The sequence below is a fragment of the Pseudomonas sp. RIT-PI-o genome (assembly GCF_001297215.1).
Taxonomy (GTDB): domain Bacteria; phylum Pseudomonadota; class Gammaproteobacteria; order Pseudomonadales; family Pseudomonadaceae; genus Aquipseudomonas; species Aquipseudomonas moraviensis_A.
On record NZ_LHPA01000041.1, the window covers coordinates 1 to 24,991 of the forward strand.

22 protein-coding genes are annotated in these 24,991 nt (G+C 61.5%); 7 read left to right on the forward strand and 15 right to left on the reverse strand.

What is annotated here, in order from left to right; all coding sequences use genetic code 11:
- Positions 1 to 939, forward strand: a 939-nt coding sequence (locus AEQ63_RS22315) for a sensor histidine kinase (protein WP_064365098.1), incomplete at its 5' end; no start/stop codon positions are given.
- Between the two features lie 707 nt (positions 940 to 1,646).
- Here the strand turns inward: AEQ63_RS22315 and AEQ63_RS22320 are convergent.
- From AEQ63_RS22320 to AEQ63_RS22360, 9 genes are all read right to left on the reverse strand, one after another.
- Positions 1,647 to 2,687, reverse strand: a complete 1,041-nt coding sequence (locus AEQ63_RS22320; RefSeq protein WP_042607148.1) for an AI-2E family transporter — start codon at positions 2,685 to 2,687, stop codon at positions 1,647 to 1,649.
- A gap of 69 nt (positions 2,688 to 2,756) precedes the next feature.
- Positions 2,757 to 3,563 (reverse strand): DUF4892 domain-containing protein, encoded by an 807-nt coding sequence (locus AEQ63_RS22325; protein WP_064364805.1) that lies wholly within the window; start codon positions 3,561 to 3,563, stop codon positions 2,757 to 2,759.
- Positions 3,564 to 3,678: 115 nt separating this feature from the next.
- Positions 3,679 to 4,533: an alpha/beta hydrolase gene (locus tag AEQ63_RS22330; RefSeq protein WP_064364808.1), complete on the reverse strand. Its 855-nt coding sequence runs from the start codon at positions 4,531 to 4,533 to the stop codon at positions 3,679 to 3,681.
- Positions 4,530 to 5,336 carry an alpha/beta fold hydrolase gene (locus AEQ63_RS22335; RefSeq protein ID WP_042607151.1) on the reverse strand — a complete coding sequence of 269 codons (807 nt, stop codon included), beginning with the start codon at positions 5,334 to 5,336 and terminating at the stop codon, positions 4,530 to 4,532. The genes AEQ63_RS22330 and AEQ63_RS22335 overlap by 4 nt, the downstream gene beginning before the upstream one ends.
- A 324-nt stretch (positions 5,337 to 5,660) precedes the next feature.
- Complete coding sequence (locus tag AEQ63_RS22340; RefSeq protein ID WP_064364810.1) at positions 5,661 to 6,104, reverse strand: hotdog fold thioesterase; 444 nt, start codon at positions 6,102 to 6,104, stop codon at positions 5,661 to 5,663.
- 31 nt (positions 6,105 to 6,135) lie between these two features.
- Positions 6,136 to 7,791, reverse strand: coding sequence for an AMP-binding protein (locus tag AEQ63_RS22345; protein ID WP_064364812.1), 1,656 nt, complete (start codon positions 7,789 to 7,791; stop codon positions 6,136 to 6,138).
- A 166-nt stretch (positions 7,792 to 7,957) separates the two neighbouring features.
- The gene (gene sixA / locus AEQ63_RS22350) at positions 7,958 to 8,410 is read right to left on the reverse strand and encodes a phosphohistidine phosphatase SixA (RefSeq protein ID WP_064364813.1); all 453 of its coding nucleotides are present in this window, start codon (positions 8,408 to 8,410) and stop codon (positions 7,958 to 7,960) included.
- On the reverse strand, positions 8,407 to 8,754 hold the full coding sequence (locus AEQ63_RS22355) for a DUF4389 domain-containing protein (RefSeq protein ID WP_064364815.1): 348 nt from the start codon (positions 8,752 to 8,754) through the stop codon (positions 8,407 to 8,409). The genes sixA and AEQ63_RS22355 overlap by 4 nt, the downstream gene beginning before the upstream one ends.
- A gap of 30 nt (positions 8,755 to 8,784) precedes the next feature.
- On the reverse strand, positions 8,785 to 9,810 hold the full coding sequence (locus AEQ63_RS22360; RefSeq protein WP_042607156.1) for an NAD(P)H-dependent glycerol-3-phosphate dehydrogenase: 1,026 nt from the start codon (positions 9,808 to 9,810) through the stop codon (positions 8,785 to 8,787).
- A 197-nt stretch (positions 9,811 to 10,007) separates the two neighbouring features.
- On the opposite strand from AEQ63_RS22360, the gene AEQ63_RS22365 reads away from it, so the two are divergent.
- The 6 genes from AEQ63_RS22365 to AEQ63_RS22390 all read left to right on the forward strand — a co-directional run bounded on the left by AEQ63_RS22365 (position 10,008) and on the right by AEQ63_RS22390 (position 17,539).
- Entirely contained in the window at positions 10,008 to 12,131 is a 2,124-nt protein-coding gene (locus AEQ63_RS22365) for a TonB-dependent receptor plug domain-containing protein (RefSeq protein ID WP_064364817.1), read from the forward strand.
- A gap of 1 nt (position 12,132) precedes the next feature.
- On the forward strand, positions 12,133 to 13,065 hold the full coding sequence (locus AEQ63_RS22370) for an ABC transporter substrate-binding protein (RefSeq protein ID WP_064364818.1): 933 nt from the start codon (positions 12,133 to 12,135) through the stop codon (positions 13,063 to 13,065).
- Positions 13,062 to 14,966, forward strand: a complete 1,905-nt coding sequence (locus AEQ63_RS22375; RefSeq protein ID WP_064364820.1) for an ATP-binding protein — start codon at positions 13,062 to 13,064, stop codon at positions 14,964 to 14,966. The genes AEQ63_RS22370 and AEQ63_RS22375 overlap by 4 nt, the downstream gene beginning before the upstream one ends.
- A 247-nt stretch (positions 14,967 to 15,213) precedes the next feature.
- Complete coding sequence (gene fabA / locus AEQ63_RS22380) at positions 15,214 to 15,729, forward strand: 3-hydroxyacyl-[acyl-carrier-protein] dehydratase FabA (protein WP_024013962.1); 516 nt, start codon at positions 15,214 to 15,216, stop codon at positions 15,727 to 15,729.
- Between the two features lie 11 nt (positions 15,730 to 15,740).
- On the forward strand, positions 15,741 to 16,961 hold the full coding sequence (gene fabB, locus AEQ63_RS22385) for a beta-ketoacyl-ACP synthase I (protein ID WP_016773647.1): 1,221 nt from the start codon (positions 15,741 to 15,743) through the stop codon (positions 16,959 to 16,961).
- Positions 16,962 to 17,350: 389 nt separating this feature from the next.
- On the forward strand, positions 17,351 to 17,539 hold the full coding sequence (locus tag AEQ63_RS22390; RefSeq protein WP_042607160.1) for a hypothetical protein: 189 nt from the start codon (positions 17,351 to 17,353) through the stop codon (positions 17,537 to 17,539).
- Positions 17,540 to 17,668: 129 nt separating this feature from the next.
- Here the strand turns inward: AEQ63_RS22390 and AEQ63_RS22395 are convergent, their stop codons facing one another.
- From AEQ63_RS22395 to AEQ63_RS22420, 6 genes are all read right to left on the reverse strand, one after another.
- Positions 17,669 to 18,211, reverse strand: a complete 543-nt coding sequence (locus AEQ63_RS22395) for a DUF2058 domain-containing protein (RefSeq protein WP_016773645.1) — start codon at positions 18,209 to 18,211, stop codon at positions 17,669 to 17,671.
- 26 nt (positions 18,212 to 18,237) lie between these two features.
- On the reverse strand, positions 18,238 to 19,074 hold the full coding sequence (gene mazG / locus AEQ63_RS22400) for a nucleoside triphosphate pyrophosphohydrolase (protein ID WP_064364822.1): 837 nt from the start codon (positions 19,072 to 19,074) through the stop codon (positions 18,238 to 18,240).
- Positions 19,075 to 19,204: 130 nt separating this feature from the next.
- On the reverse strand, positions 19,205 to 21,448 hold the full coding sequence (gene relA / locus AEQ63_RS22405; protein ID WP_064364824.1) for a GTP diphosphokinase: 2,244 nt from the start codon (positions 21,446 to 21,448) through the stop codon (positions 19,205 to 19,207).
- A 101-nt stretch (positions 21,449 to 21,549) separates the two neighbouring features.
- Entirely contained in the window at positions 21,550 to 22,926 is a 1,377-nt protein-coding gene (gene rlmD / locus AEQ63_RS22410) for a 23S rRNA (uracil(1939)-C(5))-methyltransferase RlmD (RefSeq protein WP_064364826.1), read from the reverse strand.
- Positions 22,926 to 23,828, reverse strand: a complete 903-nt coding sequence (gene cysM / locus AEQ63_RS22415) for a cysteine synthase CysM (protein ID WP_039757833.1) — start codon at positions 23,826 to 23,828, stop codon at positions 22,926 to 22,928. Before cysM ends, rlmD begins: the two co-directional genes overlap by 1 nt.
- Before the next feature lie 88 nt (positions 23,829 to 23,916).
- Entirely contained in the window at positions 23,917 to 24,960 is a 1,044-nt protein-coding gene (locus AEQ63_RS22420; protein WP_064364828.1) for a PDDEXK nuclease domain-containing protein, read from the reverse strand.
- Positions 24,961 to 24,991 lie beyond the last annotated feature (31 nt).

The following is a 24,991-nucleotide window of genomic DNA, read 5'->3' on the forward strand; positions in this document are numbered from 1 at the left end:
CCCCCCCCTCCCCCCCCCCCCTTCACAGCCAACATCGACGGCCAACCGCCGGTGCACGATTCCGCTTACCCACCGAGGCAAGCGCGTCCCTGGTTCGGTGGTCCGGTGGTGCCACTGACCTTTCAGTTCATCACGCTGATGATCGCTGCGTGGTACGGCGCCAAACTGCTCAGCCGGCCGATCCAGCGCCTGAGCGACGCCGCCGAGCGCCTGAGCGAAGACCTCGACAGCGACCCCCTCGACGAGTCCGGCCCGCGCGAAGCCCGGCAAGCCGCGCACACTTTCAACCTCATGCAGCGGCGTATCCGCGAACAGGTCCAGCAACGCGCCCGCATGCTCGGCGCCGTCTCCCACGACCTGCGCACGCCACTGTCACGGCTGAAACTGCGCCTGGAAAACATCAGCGACGACAAACTGCAAAACCAGATGCGCCAGGATCTGGACGACATGATCGGCATGCTCGACGCCACCCTCACCTATCTGCACGAACAACGCACCAGCGAAGCCTTGCAACTGCTGGACGTGCAGGCGCTGGTCGAATCGCTGTGCGAGAACGCCCAGGACCAGGGCGCCGATGTTCAGGTCAGCGGCCACTGCGCGCCCATGCCGGTGCAACCGATGGCGCTGCGCTCATGCATCAACAACCTGCTGGATAACGCCCTGCGTTACGCCGGACAGGCACGGATTGAACTGCTGGAACAGCGTGAAGCATTGCTGATTCGGGTAATCGATCACGGACCGGGCATTGCTGAAGACCAGCGGGAAGCGGTGTTTGAACCATTCTACCGACTGGAAGGCTCGCGCAACCGCAACTCCGGCGGCGTAGGGCTGGGCATGACCATCGCCCGCGAAGCCGCGCAGCGGTTGGGTGGGCAATTGACGCTGGAAGACACACCGGGCGGCGGGTTGACCGCAATTGTTCGGTTGCCGCGTTGCTGACTCCCTGTGGGAGCGAGCCTGCTCGCGAAGGCGTCTGTTCATTCAATGTCTGTGTTGAATGTACGCCCCCTTCGCGAGCAGGCTCGCTCCCACATTGGAGTGGTGTTCATCCGGGATAATGGGTTGGCTGTGAGGGCGCTGTTGCTGGCAAGCCAGCTTCCACAGGGGATCGAGTGATCTCAGAGGACGATGGGTTGGCAGTGAGGACGTCATCGCGAGCAGGCTCACTCCTACAATTGGATCGAGTACAACCTCAAGAAACAGGTCGGCTGTCAGGCCGCCTTCGCGAGCAGGCTCGCTCCCACAGAAAAGCAAAGCAGCGCAGCTGCCCGCGGCGAAGCTGCCCCACTCAACAATGAGCGTTAGCTCGAGTGCTTTTGATCTTGCTTTTGATCCACTGGCGACGTCGGAAGGCTGAGCGGAGGGATTGATCCGGGCGTGGGAGCGCAGCGACCGTACGACGCAGTCGTACACAGCGAGTGTAGGTGCAGCGAAGCAAACCGGAGCCGCTGCGCCAGGATCGATCCCGCAGCGAAGGAACCCGAGCCTGCGAGGGCCGAACGCAGGAGCAAAGCGTTTTGGTTACTTTTGGGCGTCTGCAAAAGTGACCCGCTGTAAGAGCGGAACCGCCAGCCGCAGCACCGCAAAAACGGATATTCACCCAAAACCCCAAGCAGCATGGTCGGCCCAAAGGCCGCCAAGCCCCCCTAGACCCGAGCCTGACTCTTACTCCAATCCGTCAACAGACTATAAGCCACCGCCAACAACGTAGGCCCAATAAACAACCCGATAAACCCAAACGCAATCAACCCGCCAAACACCCCGAGCAACACAATCACCAACGGCAGATTGCCGCCACGGCTGATCAGATACGGCTTGAGCACATTGTCCACGCCACTGATGATGAACGTCCCCCAGATCCCGAGAAACACCGCCATCCCGTAATCGCCCTTCCACGCCAGCCACGCCGTGGCCGGCACCCACACCAGCGGCGGCCCCATCGGAATCAGGCTGAGCAGGAACGTGACGATCCCCAGCACCAGCGCCCCCGGAACGCCAGCAATCAAAAAGCCGATCAACGCCAGCACCGCCTGCGCAGCCGCCGTACCGATCACGCCGTTGACCACCCGCTGAACAGTTCCGGCCACGAGCTCGATGTAATACCCGGCACGATCGCCGATCAAGCGCTGCAGCAGACTGTGCACGAACGCCGCCAGTCGCGGCCCGTCACGGTAGAAAAAGAATACGAACACCAGACTCAGCGTCAGCTCAAGAATCCCGCCGCCGATCTGCGCGCTGCGTGCCAGCAGCCAGTTGCCGACCTGCCCCAGATACGGTTTGATCGAGACCATCAACGCCGCGCCCTGCTGGTCGATGCTGTCCCACATCGCCACCAGCCGCTCACCGACCAGAGGCACGCTGCCCAGCCAGGTCGGTGCTTCGGGCAGACCGTCGACCTGCACATCCTTGATGAATGCTGTGGCATCGCGCACATGATCGGCGAGATTGAACCCCAGCCAAACCAACGGTGCGGCCACCAGCAACATCCAGCCCAATGTCAGGATCAACGCGGCCAGCGATTCGCGGCCATTGAGCGCCCGGGTCAGCAGACGCATCAGCGGCCAACTGGCGAACGCCAGCACCGCGCCCCAGAACAGCGCCGACCAGAACGGCGCCATCACCCACAGGCTGGCGCCAAACAAAACCAGCAGCAGAATCTGCACCAGCAGGCGATCGTTATTGAGCATGGAAAGTCCCGGCAAAGTCAGTCAGCGAAAGAGTAGGCGAACACGCATCGCATGCTCGCCGGGCACAGCTTATCGCAACAGGTCGATGCGCAGGCCAGAGCCTTCGAGATTGCCGGTTTCCAACCTCGCCGCCCGCACGCCCTGAGTGATCAACGCCTGGCGCCAGGCTTCGGCCCTGGGCCCGGAAACCGTGACCCGCAAGGTCGTATCGAGATTCAGCCCCCGGGAAATCAGGCGCAGCCAGGTGGCATCCGGCTCATCGGCAAGTTTCGGGAAATCCAGCTCGCCAGTGCTTTTCAACTGCCGCAACAGGGTCGCTGAGGTTGGCAGCAACTCGCCCAACGGTGCAGTCGCCTCGAACTGCTCGACATGCAGATAGGCTTTGCGATTGCCCCGCGTGATGCTGTAGAGCGCCACCAACGTGTTGTCCTTTGGCGCCGCCAGCCTGAGCAACAGATAGGCCTGCTGCTCATCGGAACCGTACAACTTGGCGTTGCCGAACACCTCGTTGGCCCACAGGCTGCTTTCGCCGCAATCACGGGCCTGACACCAGAACAGCAGCTCGGCGTCCTGCTTTTGCAGGGCTTCGCGGGCGGCGGTGAAGGCTTCGGTAGCGGAATGTTCCGGCGGCAATTCATAGGTCACCGAGGTGGTCTGGCCGCGGGCGGTGATCTGCCCGTCGAAACGCAACTGGCCGCTGATCTTGCGGATCGAGCCCAGCGGATAGATGCGCTCCAGCTCGGCGGCCGGGCGATAGTCGACGATCTGCGCGTCGGCCAGACGCGGCACGATTTGCAGATCATGGCTGCCCGGCACATCGGCGGCGAACGATAAGGAGCTGAAGCAGCCCAGCGCGAAAAGACTGAGTGACCGCATAGTCAGGCTCACCGGACGGTCAAGGCTGGGCGGGTCGGGGTCGCAGCGGTATAGAAATCCATCGAGTTTGTCTCCCATTTCAACCCGCCCAGCCTCGGCAGTTGCCCGCAGCAAGTCAAGGCATGGCGAAGAAGCGATTGAAACAGTCTGCTACAAGACCTGCGCCAGCCTGGTCATTCAGGTGCAGATGATGCCCGCCCGGCAACTGTTCGTGACTGAACGGTAGCCGCTGCAGCAGCTCGGAATGCCTGGCCAGCATGCCATCCGCCGCGACCACCAGATGGGCCGGACAGCTGACGCGCAGAGCGAATGCCATCGCCTGTTCCTCGGTCAGGCGCAGCGGCGATGGCAGCGTCAGGCGATTGTCGGTGCGCCAGGTGTAACCGCCGGGCACCGGCATCAAGCCGCGTTGGGCCAACAGTTCAGCGGCTTCGCGACTGACCGCCACCAGGCCTTTCATCCGCGCCTCGATGGCACGCTCGAGGGTGGTGTAGACCGGTTTGCGCTTTTCCCGCAGATCGAGTTGCGCCTGCAGGGCCATGCCCATGCGCTCGGCGGCGTTTTCTCCTTTGTCTGTAGGAGGAATCACCCCATCGATGAGCGCCAGATGACTGATGCGCTCCGGCAGCGAACCGGCGAGGACCATCGAGACGATAGCGCCCATCGAATGCCCGAGCAGGCCGAAACGCTTCCAGCCCAGTTGTTCGGCGACTTGCAGCACATCGTGGGCGTAGTCCCACAGGGCATAACCGGCGCCGTTCGGCCGATGCCCGGAATGGCCATGCCCGGCCATGTCCAGCGCGACGATGCGCAGGCCTTTGAGCATCGGCGCCAGCCGGGCAAAGCTGTTGGCGTTGTCGAGCCAGCCGTGCAGCGCGATCACCGGCAAGCCGTCGTCAGGGCCGAACAGGTGCGCGGCCAGCTCGATGTGCGGCAGGTTCAGGCGTACTTCTTCGCAGGTCGGGCTCATGCGCAATCCTTGTTCTGTCGCTGTTCCCAGCGCATGAACAGGCTCTTGAGCAACCGTGCCGTGTCCTGCGGGCGCTCCAGCGGAAACATGTGCCCGCCGGGCATGCTCAGCGCCTCGCCTTGCGGCAGACGCGAAACGAAGCGTGTGTGATGACGCATGACCACGCGGCTCTTGTGCCCGCGCACCATGGCCAGTGGCACCTGCAATTGCCGGGTACGCCCGGGGCTGGTGTGCGGCACGCCGCGATAAATGCTGATCTCCGTGGCGGGATCAAAACGCAGGCGCAGTTTATCGTCGACCTGATGCAAACCGTGTTGCAGGTAGGCGTCGAAGCATTCCGGGTCGAAGCCACGAAACAGGGTTTTGCCGGCAAAGTAACTGCGCGCGCTGTCCAGATCGGCGAATTCTTCACGGCGCCCGAGCGTGCGCCCGGCCGGGGTCAGCTTATCGATGAAACCAAAGCGCTTGGCCGCGCGAATCACCCACTGATCGGTGCGGGTCAGCACCGGCGAATCGAGCATCACCACGCCCCGGTACAGCTCGGGACAGCGCAACGCTGCGTGCAGGTGCAGCAGACCGCCAAAGGAATGCCCGACGCCCCACACCGGCTGCTCCTGCTGCTCCAGGTGATGGATCAGCTCATCGACGAGGTTGTACCAATTGTCGTCCGCCGGAAAACGCGGGTCATGGGCATGCTGCTCCAGATGCGCGACCCGGTACTCCGGCGCCAGCGCCGCGAACAACTTGCCATAGGTCCCCGAAGGGAAACCGTTGGCGTGGGCGAAAAAGATCGGTTGCGACATGCGGGCAAATCCACTGGGCGAGAAACGTGGCGTTGATTGTCCGCAAGACCCGGCGCCGCAGCAATGACTGTAAGTGCCAGGAATGATGACAGTCTGGTCAGGGTGATGTGTGTGAGCGAGACTGCTTCCCCCTCTCCCCCAAAGGGGGCGAGGGGGGAAAGGGAGCGATCGGGGATAATTAAATTCTGAAGGTCGGCGCGAAACCGCCGATCAGAACTCACCTGGAACACGCAGGTCTCTCAGGTCTACGACGATCGCCGAAACCACACGGTCGGCCCCCTCTCCCCCTGGAAGAGGGCTGGCCCTGACGGAACTCGATAATTGTCAGCGCAATGGTGGCTGTTCCCCCAGCGGCACCACCGCCATGGTCAGGCGCGACACGCAACTGGCCTTGCCTTCATCGCTGGTCAGGCGGATGTCCCAGACGTGTGTGGTGCGGCCAATGTGGATCGGCGTGGCCACCGCGGTCACTCGCCCGCTCCGCAAGCCACGCAAGTGGTTGGCGTTGATCTCCAGGCCGACGCAATAGAACTTGCTGGCATCGATGCACAGATAACTGGCCATCGAGCCGACGGTTTCCGCCAGCACCACCGATGCGCCGCCATGCAGCAGACCGTAGGGCTGATGGGTGCGATGGTCGATGACCATGCTCGCGGTCAGCGATTGTTCGTCGAAGGTTTCGAAGCGAATGTCCAGCACTTCGCCAATCGTGTTCTTCTGGATTGCGTTCAACTGTTCGATGTCGGGTGCAGTACGCCACAAGCTCATCGCAGACTTCCTTTGTTGTTGTAGTCGACGCTCAATCCTGCCACAGCACCGCCTCACTGCGCGCGCTCCATTCTTCGAAGCGCGCGCCGTAGCGGTCTTCAATGACATTGCGTTTGATTTTCAGGGTCGGCGTGAGGAAGCCGTTGTCCACCGCCCAGTTGTCCTTGACCACCACCAGCCGGCGCAGGCGTTCGTGTTTGTCGAGGGCGGCGTTGACCTCTTCCAGGAGCTTTTCCAGGCTCGCGTGCAGGTTCGCTCGGGGCTCTTGCTGATTGACCGTCGACAGCACGCACAACCCCAGTGGCGCACTCAGGCCATCGCCGACCACGCACACTTGTTCAATGCGCGAATGCACGGCCAGACGGTTTTCGATCGGCGCCGGCGCGACGTATTTGCCTTTGCTGGTCTTGAAGATTTCCTTGAGACGCCCGGTCAGGCGCAGGCGCCCTTCACTGTCCTGCTCGCCCTTGTCGCCGGTGCGCAGAAAACCGTCGGCGGTCAGCGTCTCGGCGGTCTTCTGCGGCTCCTTGAAATAGCCGAGCATGTTGGCCTGGCTGCGCACCTGCACTTCGCCCGATTCATCGATGCGCACTTCCACTTCCGGGCACGGCTGACCAATCCAGCCCTGCTTGTATTGCCCGGGGAGGCAGATATGCGAATAACCGCAGCCCTCGGTCATGCCGTAGACCTCCAGCACATCGAGGCCGAGTTTCTGATACCAGGCAAGCAAGGTCTGCGGCACTGGCGCGGCACCGGACAACGCCACGCGCAAGGCATCCAGGCCAAGCCCGGCCAGCACTTTATGCCCGACCCGCTTGCCGATAAAGGGCAGCCCGAGGAGAAAGTCCAGACGCTGCGCCGGGATCTTGCTGTACACCCCCATCTGGAATTTGGTCCAGATACGCGGCACGCCAAACATGGCCGTCGGCCGCGCGCGCTGCAGATCGGTAATGAAGGTGTCGAGGCTTTCGGCGAAAAAAACCGTCTGCCCGGTGTAGATCGACGCCAGTTCGACAAACATGCGCTCGGCGACGTGACACAGCGGCAAGTACGACAGCAGCCGATCGTTCTCGTTGAGTCCGAACAGCTGCGTGCCCCGACTGGTGGCGAAACCGAGATTGGCGAAACTGTGCATCACGCCTTTGGGCAGGCCAGTGGTGCCGGAGGTGTAGATGATCGTCGCCAGTTGCTCGGCGGCCGGACGCGGATCGTCCTGGATCGGCGAACAGCTTTGCAGGTCCGCCCAACTGAAATCGAATTCGCCCGGCGGATGCAGCGGCAGGCTGATGGTCGGCAAACCCGCCGGCACGCCTTGGGACATGCCTGCCCAGTCATCGAGCTTGCCGATGAACGCCAGCGCACTTTCCGAGTGGATCAGCACCTGCGTCACGGATTCCGCGGTGAGGTTGGGATACAGCGGCACCGAGACATGCCCGGCCATCCAGATCGCCAGGTCGGCGATGATCCAGTGCGCGCAGTTTTTCGAGATCAGGGCGATGTGGCTGCCGGGCGGCAATTCCCGCGCTCGTAGCCAGTGGGCAGCGCAGCGTGCCTGATGGCCGACGTCCGCCCAGCTCAGCGTCTCGACCTGGCCTCCACCAATGGGCTGCACCAGAAAGCGCTGGCGCGGGTGCCGGGCTTCCCGTTCGTAGAACACGTCCAGCGGCAAACGGAAGGCGGCAGACATGCGACTCGCTCCTGTTTTTGGGTCTGGAGCAAGCGTAGTCAACCAAGCAAGTGCTTGGTTGAATTTTTTACCAAAAGAGACAAGATCAAGAGATCGCAGCCTTCGGCAGCTCCTACAGGGGTATGCATTCCAATGTAGGAGCTGCCGAAGGCTGCGATCTTTGCTTTTAAGGGTGCTTAAGGCTATTGAGCTTCATCGAGCCAATCAGCAGTTCACTGTGCTCGAGCTCCGCCAGTCCCGCTGTACTGACCCGCTCCGGTGGATGCCCGGCGCCATGTTGCAGATAGCTGAGCAGATTGCCCACCAACGGGTTGTGGCTGACCAGCAGTACATTGCTCACCGCAACCAATTGCTCGGCCACCTTGTCGGGATCAGTATCCGGCGTCAGCCAGTCGACCGTGCGGATCTCCGGCTCGAAGCCGAGTACCTCACGAACGATCTGCGCAGTCTGCTGCGCGCGCAAATAAGGGCTGGCGTAAATCGCGGTCAGCGGCTGGCCCATCAGATGCGCCGCGCTCGTCAGGGCTTCGTTGCGGCCGTGCTCGGTCAGCTCACGTTCGGAATCGATTTTCGAACCGTGAGGCACCGCCTCACCGTGACGTAATACCCAGAGTTTCATAGTTTGGGCTCCTCATCGCGCACCGGATGCGCGGCCGGGGCGACGGTGTGCGCCGTTTCCCCTTCCGGGGTGCGCGGCGCTGGCCAGTCGGCGAACGGCCAGGGCTTCTGGTCACTGTGGAACGTGCCGAAGCGGCCGATCTGCGCGAGGAACTGGCTGAGGCTGTCGCCAAAATTCATCAGGCTGGCGCTCGGTGCGCCGTAGATCAAACGGTAGATCAGTTGCACCAGTACCACCGCGCCGAGGATGAATTGCGCGACTTGCCAGACCAGCAGATAAACGATCATCCACAACACCCGCAGGAGAATGGATTCGTACTGGGTTTCGGTTTTCGGATCGTTCATGGCTTGCTTCCTGTCCGTGTAACAGCTGAATCAGTTGAAACCGCTGGTGGAAATAAAGTCGACGTCAGTTTTCGGCTCGGCACGCATCAGTAGACCGATCACCTGCTCCAGCGTGCGTCCTTCGAACAGGATTGCGTGCAGCCCGGCGACCAGCGGCATGTACACACCGACTTCCTGGGACTTGGCCTTGAGCACTTTGAGGGTATTGACCCCTTCGGCGACTTCGCCGAGACGCGACACCGCTTCGTCGAGGCTCAAGCCCTGACCAAGGGCGAAACCGACCTGATAGTTGCGGCTCTTGGGCGACGAACACGTCACGATCAGATCGCCGACCCCGGCCAGGCCGAGAAAGGTCATCGGGTTGGCGCCTTGATTCACAGCGAAGCGGGTCATCTCGGCCAAGGCGCGAGTGATCAGCATGCTCTTGGTGTTCTCGCCCATCTCCAGCGCCACCGCCATGCCGGCGATGATCGCGTAAACGTTTTTCAACGCCCCGCCCAGCTCGACACCGAACCGGTCGGCGCTGGCGTAAACGCGGAAGGTGCGCCCGTGCAGCGCGGCTTGCACTTGTTTGCACAGCTCTTCGTCTTCGCTGGCGACCACGGTGGCGGTCAATGCATGTTCGGCGATTTCCCGCGCCAGGTTCGGCCCCGACAACACGCCGATCCGCGCCTGCGGGGCGATCTCTTCGAGGATCTGGCTCATCAGTTTGAAGGTCTGCGCTTCGATGCCTTTGGTCAGGCTGACCAGCATCTTGCCGCTCAAGCGCTGGGCGTGGGCCGCAAGCACCGTGCGCAAGGCGCTGGAGGGCAGCGCGACAAAGCACAGATCGCAGGCGTCGAGGGTGGCCTGCAGGTCGGTGACGGCGCTCACCCCCGGCAGAATCTTGATGCCTTTGAGGTAGCGGGGGTTTTCGCGATTGACCCGGATGGCCTCGGCCTGCTCGGGGTCACGCATCCACTGAAGGACTTGATGGCCGTTCTCGGCCAGCAGATTGGCCACGGCGGTACCAAAACTTCCGCCTCCCAGGACCGCAATCGGGCGCTGTTCAGTCATATGCAATCCGTTAATCCATACCAGTGGCGATGCCGGGCATTATACGGGGCGCCCCGGTGGCGGCCAGCCCCAGCAACAATTACCGACATTTGTAGGAAGAAGACCAATAAAGCCTAGGAAAATGCCTGTAACGTCACTGGAAAAGTCGCCGCCCTCGGTTAACATGCGCGCCAATTCTTCTCTCTACAGGCTGTGTCGTGTTTTCTGGCCCTCCTCCCCCGCGCTCGCCCCTGCTACTGGCACTGCTGTTCAGCCCGCTGGTGGTGGCGGACGACCTGTTCGTCGACAGCCAGACGCTGCCGCCGGTGCTCACGGCCACGCGGCTGAAGCAGACGCCGGCAGAAGTGCCCGGGAGCATGACCGTCCTCGACAACGAATTGATCACTGCCAGCGGTGCCCGCGATATCAGCGAACTGCTGCGGCTGGTGCCGGGAATGATGGTCGGCAACATCAACGGCAATCAGCCGGCGGTGAATTACCACGGCACCAACGCCAGCGAAGCACGACGCATGCAGGTGCTGATCGATGGCCGTTCGGTGTATCGCGCCGGTCTGGCGACGGTGGACTGGAGCGATATTCCAGTGGCCATGGAAGACATCGAGCGGATCGAGGTGTTTCGCGGCCCGAACACCGTCAGCTACGGCGCCAACGCATTGATGGCGGTGATCAACATCATCACTCGCCACCCGGCGGACAGTCACGGCACGCGCCTGAAAATCACTCGCGGCCAGCGCGGCATCAACGACTTTTATGCCAGCCAGGGCACCGGTTGGGATGGCGGCGATTTGCGCCTGTCGCTGTCCGGCCAGGAAGATGACGGTTTCGACAGCGACCGCAACGGCGCCGATTACCGTGACAGTCGGCGCTTGAATCGTCTGAGTCTGGCGGTCAGCCACGACCTCAATGAAGGACAAAGTCTCGACTGGCAGCTCAACGCCAAGGACGGCAGCAATCAGCGGCCTTATACCTACCGACCGGTGTTCTCCGGGATTACCGACGCCGGGAACAATTCCGACGTGGTCGCCAAGGATTACGCCGGCTCGGTGCGCTGGAACCTCGATATCAACCCGGAACACAGCCTGTACGTGCAAGGCTCGGCGCAGCATTGGGACCGCCAGCAAGTCTGGCGCGCCTGCGATGCCGAGGTGTCGTTCAGTCCTGAACTGACGCAATTGTGGCAGCTCAACCCGAATTACACCGAACGCCTGGCGCGTAATATCAGCCAGTTCACCGGCCCCGGCGCGGCACCCGGCACGCCAGAGGAAATGGCCCTGGCCAATCAGGTGCTCGAACAATGGCGTAACGGCGCGAGCAGAACCCTGTGCGGCGACATCGATCAGAGCGCCCGCGAGTCGCGTTACGACCTCGAACTGCAGGACACCCTCAGCCTGTCCGACAGCCTGCGTCTGGTCAGCGGGCTCAACTACCGCTACGACCGCGCCGATTCCGAGACGTACTTCAACGGTACCCTCGACGACACCACCTGGCGCGCCTTCGGCCAACTGGAATGGCGCGCTACCGAGCACTGGCTGGTGCAGGGCGGTGCGATGTTCGAGGACACGCAACTGATCGGCAGTTCGCTGACCCCGCGCTTCGCGGTCAACTACCTGATCAACCCGCGTCACGGCCTGCGCGCGGTGTACTCGGAGGCGATCCGTTCGCCGGACATGTTCGAGAACAACGTCAACTGGAGCTATCAGGTCAGCAACCTGCGACCTTCGGCGTATGGCCAGTCGTCGGCGCGCTATTTCGTCAAGACCCGCGGCCCCGGCGATCTCGATCAGGAGCACATGCGCTCGCGGGAATTGGGCTACAACGGCTATTTCGCCGAACTCGGACTGGCCGTAGACGTGAAGCTGTTCTACGACGAAATCACCGGGATGATCAGCGAGCCGCTGCGCAACAATCAGTACATCGCCAGCAACGCCAACAGTTCGCGCTTTCGCGGCACGGAAACGCAACTCGACTGGCGCCTCAGCAGCGCCGACCGTTTGCGCTTCACCTACGCCTTCGTCGACGCCGAGGCGAGCAATCCGCTGGATCAGCAGTTCACCTCGCGCAACAGCGGTTCCGCCGGTTGGCTGCGTAACTGGGGGCATGGCTGGAACAGCGCCCTCTTCTATTACGGAGACAACGCGCTCAACGGCTATCGCTTCGAACGCGTCGACACGCGCATCGCCAAACGCATCGCCATTGGCAAAGCGCAGCTGCAACTGGCGGGCGTGCTGCAACAGCGTCTCGACCATCAGCCGAACACCTTCGTCGATAACAATTATGACGAACGCCGGGTGATGTATTTCAGCGCCGAGCTGGAGTTCTAGGATGCGCAACGGCTCGTCACGGAAGACGCCAACCCTTGGCCACTGGCTGGCGGGGCTCTGCCTGTTCTTGACCGCGTGGCTGCACGGGGTCGCGGTGCAAGCCGCCGACATTCTCCTGACCGGCGCCGAGGAAAGCCCCGGCGTGCAGGCGTTCGTCCAAGCATTGAGTGAACTGCGCCCGACCGACAACGTGCGGTTTCAGCCGCTGGCGAGCCTGCCGGCGCCCGGCAAACTGCCGGCCAGCCTGCGCCTGATCCTGCTCGATCTGCCGAGCCTCGACTGGCGCCTGCAGGACGCGCAAGGCCCGTCGACCCTGGTGCTGCGCATCCGCCGCTTGCCGGCGCGCCAGCGTTTCGCCGATGCCCATCCGGCGCGCCTGAGTCTGCTGTGGGCCGCCCCGCCGCTGAGCCGACAACTGCAACTGATCCGGCGGATTCTGCCCCAGGCCCGGCGCGTCGGCGTGCTGTTCGATGAGCACGGCGAATTCCTTCTCGACGAACTGCGCGTGGCTGCCCGATCCTTGAATCTGGACATCGTCAGCCAGCGCTGGGACAACACCCACGACAGCCGTCCGTTGCAAGCCGTGCTGAAAAACAGCGACGTATTGCTCGGTCTCGACGACCCCGATCTGTACAACTCGCAAACTGCAAAGAATCTGTTGCTCAGCAGCTACTCGCGGCAGGTTGCGCTGATCGGCCCCAACATTGCATTCGTTCGCGCTGGCAGTCTCGCCAGTACCTACAGCGATCAAAGCGACTGGCTGGCGATCCTCGACCATTTGCTCGATCAGCCGACCAGCGCATGGCCGCGGGCGCTCTATCCCGATCATTTCAAAGTCTCAAGTAATGCGCAGGTGGCTCGTTCCCTAGGCATCGAACCGTTGAATGAAGCATCTGTCGCCAGTGCCTTGGCCGAAGGAGAGCGTCGCCCATGAATTTCCGTCGCCGTTGGGACATCAACACCCGCACGCAGCTGATCAGCCTCGGCCCGGCGCTGTTGCTGACGTTGCTGCTGATCAGCTTCTTTACCTTCGTGCGCATCCAGGATTTGCGTCAGGAGCTGAACCACACCGGCCAGTTGATCGCCAACCAACTGGCCCCGGCCACGGAATACGGGGTGATCTCGGGCAACAACGAAGTGCTGGAAAGCCTGCTCAAAGCGACGCTGGCCACGCCCAATGTGCGTTTTCTCGAAGTGCAGGACAGCGCCAACCGGATTCTGGTGTATGTCGAACAACCGGCCGACAGCCACAGCCGCCCCCATCAGGTCGAAGTGTTCCAGGCCCCGGTGCGCCTGCAGCGGATCGCTTTGCACAATGATTTTTTCCAGGACGGCAAAGTCAGCAACAGCGCCGCGGGCGAGGATTATCTGGGACGGGTGATCGTCGGCCTGTCCAACGACGCTTTCAGTCAGCGCCAGCAGGAGATCCTGTTCAAGGCCGGGATTCTCGCGCTGTTTGCCCTGCTCTTCACATTTGTCGTCGCCCGGCGTCTGGCCGGCAGTCTGTCGCAACCGATCCGCGACATCGGCGATGCAGTCAAGGCGATTCAGGAAGGCGACTACAAAACCCCGCTGCCGATTGTCGACGACACCGAACTGGGCGCGCTGTCGCAGCACATCAACAACCTCGCCCAGGCGCTGGAACAGGCCAGTCGCGAACAGCAGCAGGCGATGGCGCAACTGATCCAGACCCGCGAAGAAGCGGAAAAGGCCAACAACGCCAAATCGGATTTCCTGGCGATGATGAGCCACGAACTGCGCACCCCCATGAACGGCGTGCTGGGCATGCTGCAGTTGCTCGAAACTACCGAGATGACCGACGAGCAGGTGGAATACGCCGCTCTCGCTTCGGAGTCGACCGAGCATTTGCTCAAGGTCATCAACGACATTCTCGACTTCTCGCGAATCGAACGTTCGGAGCTGGAGCTTGAGCACATTCCGTTCAACCTCGCCGAGCTGATCGGCGCCTGCGCGCAATCGTTCCAGCACAGTGCGGTGCAGCGAGGCCTGGCGCTGAATCTGCGCATTCCCGACGACATGCGCGGTTTGCAGGTGCAGGGCGATCCGACGCGGATCCGGCAGATTCTGGTCAATCTGGTCGGCAATGCCTTGAAGTTCACCGAGCAGGGCCGGGTCAGCATCGAGGCGCAATGGCAATCGCTGGATCATGAACTGCTGTGGTTCACCTGCTCGGTGCGCGACAGCGGCATCGGCATTTCATCGCAGAGTCTGGAGCTGATGTTCAATGCCTTCCAGCAGGCCGACAGCTCGATCTCTCGCCGTTACGGCGGCACCGGCCTGGGTCTGCCGATCGCGCGCACGCTCGCCGAACGCATGGGCGGCACCTTGCGCGCGCAGAGTGAGGAAGGACGCGGTTCGGTGTTCACGCTGGAAATTCCATTGGCGCTCTATAAGCAGGCAATGCCGGCGCTGGCCGCGCCGCGTGCGCTGAACGGCAGCGGTCAGGGCGACGGGCGTCATGTGTTGCTGGTCGAAGACAACCCGGTCAACCAGACCGTGATCGAAGCGATGCTGCGCAGTCTGGGTTTTGCCGTCAGCGTGGCGACCGATGGCGCGCAAGCGGTGCGCAGCGCCGGGGACGGCGAATTCGAAGTGATTCTGATGGACTGCCGCCTGCCGGTCATCGACGGCTACGAGGCCACGCGGCAGATTCGCGACCTGCCCGGACGCCGCGATGTGCCGATCATCGCGCTGACTGCCAATGCCTTGCAGGGCGACCGCGAAACCTGTCTGGCGGCGGGTATGAACGATTACCTGGCCAAGCCGTTCAAACGCAATGACCTGCAGCAGATTTTGCAGCGCTGGGTGTCGTAGTGTGGGCCTTTCGACCATCTGCGACTGGCGTGAAAAGCGAAAGTGCGGCAGTCTTAGGCACCCGAACGAGCCCCAAAAGGGGCTTGATTAAAAATTTCAGTGCACAAGTGTACATTCATGTCCTTGGTGCTGTGACTTTCACCACAACGCAATAGTCTATGAGTAGGCTGCCGGTTCGAGGCATGAACGCTTCGAACGGTCGGGAAGATCTGCCCCACCTGCCGCATGGGATTATTGAGGAGCTCGCATGACCAAACAAAACGCCTTTACTCGGGAAGACCTGCTGCGCTGCAGTCGCGGTGAGCTGTTCGGCCCAGGTAACGCGCAACTGCCCGCCCCGAACATGCTGATGGTGGATCGCATCACCCATATCAGCGAAGAAGGCGGCAAGTACGGCAAAGGTGAATTGGTCGCCGAACTGGATATCAACCCTGACCTGTGGTTCTTCGCCTGCCATTTCGAAGGCGATCCGGTGATGCCGGGCTGCCTGGGTCTGGATGCCATGTGGCAACTGGTCGGCTTCTTCCTGGGCTGGCAAGGCCTGCCGGGCCGCGGCCGTGCGCTGGGTTCGGGCGAGGTGAAATTCTTCGGTCAGGTGCTGCCGACCGCCAAGAAAGTCACTTATAACATTCATATCAAACGCGTCCTCAAGGGCAAGCTGAACATGGCCATCGCCGATGGTTCGGTGAGTGTCGACGGACGCGAAATCTACACCGCCGAAGGCCTGCGCGTCGGCGTGTTCACCTCCACTGACAACTTCTAAGGGTTATTCGCATGCGCCGCGTCGTTATCACTGGTCTGGGCATCGTTTCGTGCCTGGGCAATGACAAAGAGACCGTCTCCGCTAACCTGCGTGCAAGCCGCCCTGGCATCCGGTTCAACCCGGAATATGCTGAAATGGGTCTGCGTAGCCAGGTTTCCGGCTCCATCGACCTCAACCTTGAAGAGCTGATCGATCGCAAGATCTATCGCTTCGTCGGCCATGCAGCGGCTTATGCCTACCTGGCCATGAAAGACGCCATCACTGACTCCGGCCTGACCGAAGAGCAGGTGTCCAACCCGCGCACCGGCCTGATCGCCGGCTCCGGCGGTGCCTCCACGCTGAACCAGATGGAAGCGCTGGACATCCTCCGTGAGAAAGGCGTGAAACGCGTCGGCCCGTATCGCGTCACGCGGACCATGAGCAGCACCGTTTCCGCCTGCCTGGCCACGCCATTCAAGATCAAGGGCCTGAACTACTCCATCGCGTCTGCCTGCGCCACCAGTGCTCACTGCATCGGTACCGCCATGGAACAGATCCAGATGGGCAAGCAGGACATCGTCTTCGCCGGTGGTGGTGAAGAAGAGCACTGGAGCCAGTCTTTCCTGTTCGACGCCATGGGCGCCCTGTCCAGCAAGCGCAATGACACCCCGGAACAAGCTTCCCGCGCCTACGACAAGGACCGTGACGGTTTCGTCATCGCTGGCGGCGGCGGCATGGTTGTCGTCGAAGAGCTGGAACACGCTCTGGCCCGCGGCGCGAAAATCTACGCAGAGATCGTTGGCTACGGCGCAACGTCCGACGGCTACGACATGGTTGCCCCGAGCGGTGAAGGCGCAATCCGCTGCATGCAGCAGGCGCTGTCCACCGTCGACACCCCGATCGACTACCTGAACACCCACGGCACTTCGACTCCGGTCGGCGACGTCGCGGAAATGAAAGGTGTGCGTGAAGTGTTCGGCGACAAGGCTCCAGCGATCAGCTCGACCAAGAGCCTGTCCGGTCACTCCCTGGGCGCTGCCGGCGTGCACGAAGCGATCTACTGCATGCTGATGATGGAAGGCAACTTCATTGCCGGCTCCGCCAACATCGACGAGCTGGACCCGGAAGTGGCCGATCTGCCGGTGCTGACCAAGACCCGCGAGAACGCCACCATCAACACTGTGATGAGCAACAGCTTCGGCTTCGGCGGCACCAACGCCACGCTGGTGCTGAAGCGCTGGGAAGGCAAGTAAGTCCCCGCTGCCGAGCCACACATGAAAACGCCCCGACTGGTTCGGGGCGTTTTTTTTGGTCTATGGAATCTCCGAGCCGACAAAAATCCTTTGTAGGAGTGAGCCTGCTCGCGATAGCGCTGGATCAGCCAACATCTTCTGTGACTGACACTCCGCTATCGCGAGCAGGTTCACTCCTACAGGGTTTCGCGGTGCGCTGGAGATGAAAGATTCGTCATGAAACCAATCACCCTGCGACCGAATGTCGCGGTTTACGCGGGCTGCAGCACTGTTGCGAAATCCGCAACAACACCTTGCGCCAATCGGCGGTTTACTTAGCTGGCTAACAAATCCTATAACAGAGTCCTGCACATGCCTTGGTGCAGCAACTTGAGATCTGGAGCTAGCAGATGACTGTAAAAGTAACTGAACGCGACGATTCACACATGTCCCACGAAGGCCTGGCCGCCGGTATCCGTATCTGGGACGTGCATCAACAGGACTTGCTGGTCGGCATGTTCCACAACGAGATCGATGCCCACAACTACAAGGCCGAACTGGAAATGCAGGAACAGCAAAGAGAACTGAAGTCCGCCTGATCAGGCAAACATTGCACATTGTGGCGAGGGAGCTTGCTCCCGCTGGACTGCGCAGCAGGCCCTGCTCTCAGGATAAAGAGCGGGGCCGCTTCGCGCCCCAGCGGGAGCACGCTCCCTCGCCACAATCGCTTACCACATCAGATCGTCAGGGATCTGATAAGCCGCGTACGGATCGTCCTCGGCGTTGACCTCTTCGGTCTGCACGTTGAGCTGGACGATGCGCTGCGGGTCGCGCTCCTGAATCTTGAGTGCCGCTTCACGGGGAATCACTTCATAGCCGCCGTTGTGGTGCACGATCGCCAGCGAGCCGCTGCTGAGCTTGTTGCGCATCAGCGTGTTGACCGAGATGCGCTTGACCTTCTTGTCGTCGACGAAGTTGTAGTAGTCCTCGGTGGTCAGCTTGGGCAGACGCGAGACCTCGATCAACTGCTTGACCTGTGCGGCGCGGGCCTTGGCCTCGGCCTTCTCCTGCTGCTGACGGTTCAGCTCCTGGTCGCGCTTGACCTTCTCGGCCATGGCTTCCTGGGCGGCGCGCTGCTGCGAATCATCCAGCTCGGCCTGGCCTTTGTGGGCCAGACGCTGTTGCTTCTGCTTGTCTTTGCTGACCTGCTTGGCCTGCTTTTGATTGACCAGGCCTGCTTTGAGCAACTGGTCGCGAAGGGAAAGGCTCATCAATGCTTACTCACTTGGGCAACGGCTCAGCCGCAGCTGGGCTCATTCTTTTCCTGGCGTTTGGCTTCGCCCCACAGGGCGTCCAACTCTTCGAGGGTGCAATCTTCCATGGGACGGTGGGTGTCGCGCAATGCCTGTTCGATAAAACGGAAACGTCTTTCAAACTTGCCGTTGGCGCCGCGCAAGGCGGTTTCCGGATCGACCTTCAGATGCCGGGCCAGATTGACCACGGAAAACAGCAGGTCGCCGATCTCGTCGGCCACCGCCACCGGATCGTTTTCGGACATGGCTTCGAGCACTTCATCGAGCTCTTCGCGGACCTTGTCGAGCACCGGCAAGGCGTCCGGCCAGTCGAAACCGACCTGCCCGGCGCGCTTCTGCAACTTGGCTGAGCGCGACAGTGCCGGCAACGTGGCCGGCACATCGTCGAGCAGCGACAACTGCTCGGGCGCCGCGGATTTTTCCGCGCGCTCTTCGGCCTTGATCTCTTCCCAGCGCTGCTTGACCTGCGCTTCGCTCAAGCGCGGCACGTCAAGCGGCGCGTACAGGTCGCCGATGGGGAATACGTGGGGATGACGACGAATCAGTTTGCGCGTGATGCTGTCGATCACTCCGGCGAATTCGAACCGCCCTTCTTCCTTGGCCAACTGGCTGTAATACACCACCTGAAACAACAGATCACCCAACTCGCCCTGCAAATGATCGAGATCGCCGCGTTCGATGGCATCGGCCACTTCATAGGCTTCTTCGAGGGTGTGCGGGACGATGGTCGCGTAGGTTTGCTTGATGTCCCACGGACAACCGAACTGCGGATCGCGCAGACGGGACATCAGATGGAGCAGGTCTTCGAGGGTGTACTTCATTTATCTGGCTCACCACAAATCCCATGTGGGAGCGAGCCTGCTCGCGAAAGCGGCGTGTCTGCAACAAAGATGTCGACTGACACGCCCTCTTCGCGAGCAGGCTCGCTCCCACAGGGAACAATCAATTGCATCACGGGGTGCGGTTACGTCGCGTCTCGATGATGTTCGGCAATTGCGAAATCCGCCCCAGCAGCCGCCCGAGTGCATCCAGACCGGGGATCTCGATGGTCAGCGACATCAGCGCGGTGTTGTCTTCCTTGTTCGAGCGGGTGTTGACCGCCAGCACGTTGATGCGCTCGTTGAGCAGCACCTGCGAGACGTCACGCAGCAGCCCGGAACGGTCGTAGGCGCGAATGATGATGTCCACCGGATAGGTGAGCACCGGCACCGGGCCCCAGCTGACCTGAATGATCCGCTCCGGCTCGCGCCCGCCCAGTTGCAACACCGAGGCGCAGTCCTGACGGTGAATGCTCACGCCACGGCCCTGGGTGATGTAACCGACGATCGCGTCGCCCGGCAGCGGCTGGCAGCAGCCGGCCATCTGCGTCATCAGGTTGCCGACGCCCTGGATCTGGATATCGCCGCGCTTGCCAGGCTTGTAACCGGTAGCCTTGCGCGGGATCAGCTCCAACTGTTCGTTGCCGCGCTCCGGCTCGACCAGTTGCTGCGCGAGGTTGACCAGATGCGCCTGACGCAGGTCGCCGGCCCCAAGGGCGGCGAACATGTCTTCGGCGGTTTTCATGTTGGCCTTTTCGGCCAGCTTGTCGAAATCCACCGCCGGCAGGCCGAGGCGATTGAGTTCGCGCTCGATCAGGGTTTTACCAGCGGCAACGTTCTGATCGCGAGCCTGCAACTTGAACCAGTGAACGATCTTCGCCCGCGCACGCGAGGTGGTCACGTAACCGAGGTTCGGGTTCAGCCAGTCGCGGCTCGGCGTGCCGTGCTTGCTGGTGATGATCTCGACCTGCTCGCCGGTCTGCAGGCTGTAGTTCAGCGGCACGATACGGCCGTTGATCTTCGCACCGCGACAGTTGTGGCCGATTTCGGTGTGCACCCGGTAGGCGAAATCCAGCGGCGTCGCGCCTTTCGGCAAGTCGATGGCGTGACCGTCGGGCGTGAAGATGTAGACCCGATCAGGCTCGATGTCGACGCGCAGCTGTTCAGCCAGACCGCCGATGTCACCGAGTTCTTCGTGCCATTCAAGGACCTGGCGCAGCCAGGAGATTTTCTCTTCGTAATGGTTCGAGCCGGATTTGACGTCGGTGCCCTTGTAGCGCCAGTGCGCGCAGACGCCAAGTTCGGCTTCTTCGTGCATCGAATGAGTGCGGATCTGCACCTCGAGGACCTTGCCCTCCGGGCCGATCACCGCCGTGTGCAGCGAGCGGTAGCCATTCTCTTTCGGGTTGGCGATGTAGTCGTCGAATTCTTTCGGGATATGCCGCCACAGAGTGTGGACGATGCCGAGCGCGGTGTAGCAGTCGCGCATTTCCGGCACCAGCACGCGCACGGCGCGAACGTCGTAGATCTGGCTGAATTCCAGGCCCTTGCGCTGCATTTTGCGCCATATCGAGTAGATGTGTTTGGCCCGGCCGCTGATGTCGGCGTCGACGCCGGTGGCCTGCAGTTCGTCCTTGAGCTGGGTCATCACGTCGCTGATGAAGCGCTCGCGATCCAGCCGCCGCTCGTGGAGCAACTTGGCGATCTGCTTGTATTGATCAGGTTCGAGATAGCGGAAGGACAAGTCCTCCAGCTCCCATTTGATGTGACCGATGCCGAGACGATGCGCGAGCGGCGCATAGATGTCGAAGACTTCCCGGGCAACGCGGTTGCGCTTTTCATCGTCGGCGGTTTTCACCGCACGAATGGCGCAGGTGCGTTCGGCCAGTTTGATCAGCGCAACGCGCACGTCATCGACCATCGCCACGAGCATCTTGCGCAGGTTTTCGACCTGCCCCTGAGTGCCCATGACCATCGACTGCCGTGGGCTGAGACTGGCGCTGATGGCCGCCATGCGCTGCACGCCGTCGATCAGTTTGGCCACCACCGGGCCGAAGCGCTGGCCGACTGCCGCCAGTTCGATCTGCCCTTCGCGCACGCCGCGATACAACACGGCGGCGACCAGTGAATCCTGATCGAGCTTGAGGTCGGCAAGGATTTCGGCGATCTCAAGGCCAGTGCTGAAACTGCCGGAGCCTTCGGCCCACAGGTTCTTCCTGGCGTTGGACTGTTGTTCGGCCTCGCGAGCGAACTCGCAGGCTTCTTTCAAGGCCTCGCGATCCAGTGCCAGATCGACACTGACCGCGTGATCGAGCCAGGCCTCGAGATTGATACTGCCGTCGGTGTTGATCGGCTGGTGTGCTCTCACCTGTACCATGCTGCTTTACCTTCCCTACGACGCAGATTCAATGCGTCAAATCGCTGATCCTCAGTGTCCGTTCGCGCTCGCGGGGCTCAGGCGAGCGCTGCGCGGACAGATCAGACGGATTCAGACGAGCCATCCTGGCTCGCTTCAAATAACGCCATGGCCTCGACATGTGCCGTCTGAGGAAACATATCGAGAATCCCGGCACGTTTTAACCGGTAGCCCTGCTTGATCAATTCCTGCGTATCGCGCGCCAGCGTGGCCGGGTTGCACGACACGTATACCAACCGTCTGGCGCCCAGGGTCGCGAGCTTGCGCACCACCTCGAAAGCACCGTCACGCGGTGGGTCCAAGAGTACCGCAGAAAAGCCGTTTCCGATCCACTGAGCATCGGTCAAAGGCTGGGATAAATCGGCTTGAAAAAACTTTGTGTTATGCAAATTGTTACTGACGGCATTCGCAGCGGCACGCTCGACCATGGTCTGCACGCCCTCTACCGCCACCACTTCACGTACGCGCTTGGCCAGCGGCAGGGCAAAATTGCCCAGCCCGCAGAACAGATCGAGCACGCGCTCGTCAGCCGTCGGCTGCAGCCACTCCAGCGCCTGAGCGATCATCGCTTCGTTGACCCCGGCGTTGACCTGAACAAAATCTCCCGGCCGGTACGCCAGTTCGAGATCCCACTGCTCCAGGCGATAACCGAGGCTCTGACCGGCCTCGACCGGGTGCGGTTCACCTTCGCCATGCAACCACAACTGCGCCTGATGGAACTGGCAGAAATCCTTGAGAATCGTCAGATCCGCTTCGGACAACGGCGCCATGTGCCGCAGCAACACCGCCAGAGATGAGCCGCTGAACAACTCGACATGGCCCAGCGCCTGGGGCTTGCTCAGACGCCGCAGCATCTCCGGCAAACGGGTCATGATCGGTTGCAAGGGCTGTACCAGCACCGGGCATTCGCTGATCGCAACGATGTCCTGACTGCCGGCGGCGCGGAAACCCACTTCGAGGTTCTTCGCTTTCATGTCCCAGCGCACGGCGATGCGTGCGCGCCGACGGTAGCCGAATTCCGGGCCGGTCAGCGGCGCTGCCCATTCTTCGGGTTCGACTCCGGCAACTCGCGACAATTGCTCGGCGAGCATGCGCTGTTTCAGGGCGAGCTGTTCGGCGTGGGGCAAGTGCTGGACGCTGCAACCGCCACAGCGGCCGAAGTGCGCGCACGCTGCCGGACGACGCAAGTCGCTTGCGGTAAACACACGCTCGGTGCGCGCTTCGACCACTTTGCCGTGGGCGCCAAGCACCCGCGCTTCGACCTCCTCACCGGCAAGGGCGCCGAGGACGAACCAGGTTTTGCCTTCGAAAAACGCGATACCGCGACCGTCATTGGCCAGGCGCTCGATGCTCAAGCGCTGCTTTTTACCGGTCGGAATTTGCGGCGCCTTGCTGCCACCCGTGGGCTGGAAGCGCAGGCCTCTTTCGTGTTTGGCCATCAGTTGGGCGCGTCGAAAATGCCGGTCGACAGGTAACGGTCGCCACGGTCGCAGATGATCGCAACGATCACCGCGTTTTCAACTTCTTTGGACAGGCGCAGCATCGCTGCCACCGCACCGCCCGAGGACACGCCGCAGAAAATGCCTTCTTCGCGGGCCAGACGACGAGTGACGTCTTCGGCTTCGCTTTGCGCCATGTCGACGATGCGATCGACGCGGTCAGCCTGATAGATCTTCGGCAGGTATTCCTGCGGCCAGCGGCGGATGCCGGGAATGGCCGAGCCTTCCATCGGTTGCAGGCCGACGATCTGCACGCTGTCGCTCTGCTCTTTGAGGTAGCGCGACACGCCCATGATGGTCCCGGTGGTGCCCATCGAACTGACGAAATGGGTGATGCTGCCCTGGGTCTGACGCCAGATTTCCGGACCGGTGGTGGTGTAGTGCGCTTCGGGGTTGTCGCCGTTGGCGAACTGGTCGAGCACCTTGCCACGGCCTTCGGCTTCCATACGCTGGGCCAGATCGCGGGCGCCTTCCATGCCCTCTTCCTGAGTGACCAGAATCAACTCGGCGCCGTAAGCGGTCATCGCCGCTTTGCGCTCGGCGCTGGAGTTGTCCGGCATGATCAGGATCATCTTGTAACCCTTGATCGCAGCGGCCATCGCCAGAGCGATACCGGTGTTGCCGGAGGTCGCCTCGATCAACGTATCGCCGGGATTGATCTGCCCGCGCAGCTCGGCACGGGTGATCATCGACAGCGCCGGCCGGTCCTTGACCGAACCCGCCGGGTTGTTCCCTTCGAGCTTGAGCAAAAGGGTGTTGCTGGTGGCGCCGGGCAGGCGCTGCAAACGCACCAGCGGCGTGTTGCCGACGCAATCGGCGATGGTTGGGTACTGCAGGGTCATGGCGTATTCGCAATCCAGACGTGCGGGGGCGCCTATCATACCGGCAAACCCGCGCAGGCCATATCACGCAAAGTGCGGTGCTTATGATTTATGGGAATAAGGGATCACTGGTCGGGTTTTCCATATGGGCTGTATCCAAGGCGTAAAACTCATGGAGCTTGGCTTGCAGCAACTGTTTATCCGGCAAGCATGTTTGATATTGCGCAATCAATGCGGGCGAAAGACTGCGGTTGAGGGCGTACTCGACAACCTCGTCCTCTTTGCTGGCACAGAGCAACACACCGATCGCCGGATTTTCGTGGGGCTTGCGGACATTGCGATCCAGCGCCTCCAGATAGAAATCCAGCTTGCCCAAATACTCTGGCTCGAAACGCCCGACCTTGAGTTCAATCGCGACCAGGCAATTGAGCCCCCGGTGGAAGAACAGAAGATCCAGAGCGAAATCCCGGCCGCCGACTTGCAGCGGATATTCGGAGCCGACAAAGCAGAAGTCCCGACCCAACTCGATTAGGAAGTCTTTCAGCCTCGTCAGGAGCCCTTGGTGCAGATCGCTTTCAGAATGAGCAGAAGGCAGGTCGAGAAATTCGACCATGTAGGAATCGCGGAATATCTCAAGCGCTGCCGGGTGCGTTTGTTTGAGCGCGGCGGAGGCTTTCGCTGGATCGGCGAGGGTTCGCTCGAACAGAGCGGCTTTAAGTTGCCGCTCCAGTTCGCGCTTTGACCATTTTTCCTGGACGGCCATTCGCAGGTAGAAAGCCCGCTCCTCAGGGCATTTGCTCTGACTCAAAATGATCATGTTATGAGTCCACGGCAATTGTCTCACCAGTGGTGAGACAATTGCTTCGTTTCGATAAGTCTCATAAAACTGGCGCATGCGGAACAGATTGGGTCGAGTGAATCCACGCAGGCCTGGCTGGGTCTGAGCGAGATGCGCAGCCAGTTGAGCGATGACCGAATCCCCCCATTCCGCCCGCTCAATCTTGCGACTGATATGCGCGCCCACCTGCCAGTAAAGCTCGATCAGGTGAGTATTGACCGCTTGCATGGCCTTGTGTCTGGAACTGTGAATCAGCGCGAGCACTTCATTGAAACGATCGCCATCTGAGCTGCCGGTAAGGCTGGATGCATTCATGCGCAATTCCTTGAAGGTTTGGTGAAGCACG

Excerpts from the sequence above, each read along its gene's own strand:
- AEQ63_RS22320 (WP_042607148.1), bottom strand. The coding sequence starts at position 2,687 with ATGCTCAATAACGATCGCCTGCTGGTGCAGATTCTGCTGCTGGTTTTG.
- AEQ63_RS22325 (WP_064364805.1), bottom strand. The coding sequence starts at position 3,563 with ATGCGGTCACTCAGTCTTTTCGCGCTGGGCTGCTTCAGCTCCTTATCG.
- AEQ63_RS22330 (WP_064364808.1), bottom strand. The coding sequence starts at position 4,533 with ATGAGCCCGACCTGCGAAGAAGTACGCCTGAACCTGCCGCACATCGAG.
- AEQ63_RS22335 (WP_042607151.1), bottom strand. The coding sequence starts at position 5,336 with ATGTCGCAACCGATCTTTTTCGCCCACGCCAACGGTTTCCCTTCGGGG.
- AEQ63_RS22340 (WP_064364810.1), bottom strand. The coding sequence starts at position 6,104 with ATGAGCTTGTGGCGTACTGCACCCGACATCGAACAGTTGAACGCAATC.
- AEQ63_RS22345 (WP_064364812.1), bottom strand. The coding sequence starts at position 7,791 with ATGTCTGCCGCCTTCCGTTTGCCGCTGGACGTGTTCTACGAACGGGAA.
- sixA (WP_064364813.1), bottom strand. The coding sequence starts at position 8,410 with ATGAAACTCTGGGTATTACGTCACGGTGAGGCGGTGCCTCACGGTTCG.
- AEQ63_RS22355 (WP_064364815.1), bottom strand. The coding sequence starts at position 8,754 with ATGAACGATCCGAAAACCGAAACCCAGTACGAATCCATTCTCCTGCGG.
- AEQ63_RS22360 (WP_042607156.1), bottom strand. The coding sequence starts at position 9,810 with ATGACTGAACAGCGCCCGATTGCGGTCCTGGGAGGCGGAAGTTTTGGT.
- AEQ63_RS22370 (WP_064364818.1), top strand. The coding sequence starts at position 12,133 with ATGCGCAACGGCTCGTCACGGAAGACGCCAACCCTTGGCCACTGGCTG.
- AEQ63_RS22375 (WP_064364820.1), top strand. The coding sequence starts at position 13,062 with ATGAATTTCCGTCGCCGTTGGGACATCAACACCCGCACGCAGCTGATC.
- fabA (WP_024013962.1), top strand. The coding sequence starts at position 15,214 with ATGACCAAACAAAACGCCTTTACTCGGGAAGACCTGCTGCGCTGCAGT.
- fabB (WP_016773647.1), top strand. The coding sequence starts at position 15,741 with ATGCGCCGCGTCGTTATCACTGGTCTGGGCATCGTTTCGTGCCTGGGC.
- AEQ63_RS22390 (WP_042607160.1), top strand. The coding sequence starts at position 17,351 with ATGACTGTAAAAGTAACTGAACGCGACGATTCACACATGTCCCACGAA.
- AEQ63_RS22395 (WP_016773645.1), bottom strand. The coding sequence starts at position 18,211 with ATGAGCCTTTCCCTTCGCGACCAGTTGCTCAAAGCAGGCCTGGTCAAT.
- mazG (WP_064364822.1), bottom strand. The coding sequence starts at position 19,074 with ATGAAGTACACCCTCGAAGACCTGCTCCATCTGATGTCCCGTCTGCGC.
- relA (WP_064364824.1), bottom strand. The coding sequence starts at position 21,448 with ATGGTACAGGTGAGAGCACACCAGCCGATCAACACCGACGGCAGTATC.
- rlmD (WP_064364826.1), bottom strand. The coding sequence starts at position 22,926 with ATGGCCAAACACGAAAGAGGCCTGCGCTTCCAGCCCACGGGTGGCAGC.
- cysM (WP_039757833.1), bottom strand. The coding sequence starts at position 23,828 with ATGACCCTGCAGTACCCAACCATCGCCGATTGCGTCGGCAACACGCCG.
- AEQ63_RS22420 (WP_064364828.1), bottom strand. The coding sequence starts at position 24,960 with ATGAATGCATCCAGCCTTACCGGCAGCTCAGATGGCGATCGTTTCAAT.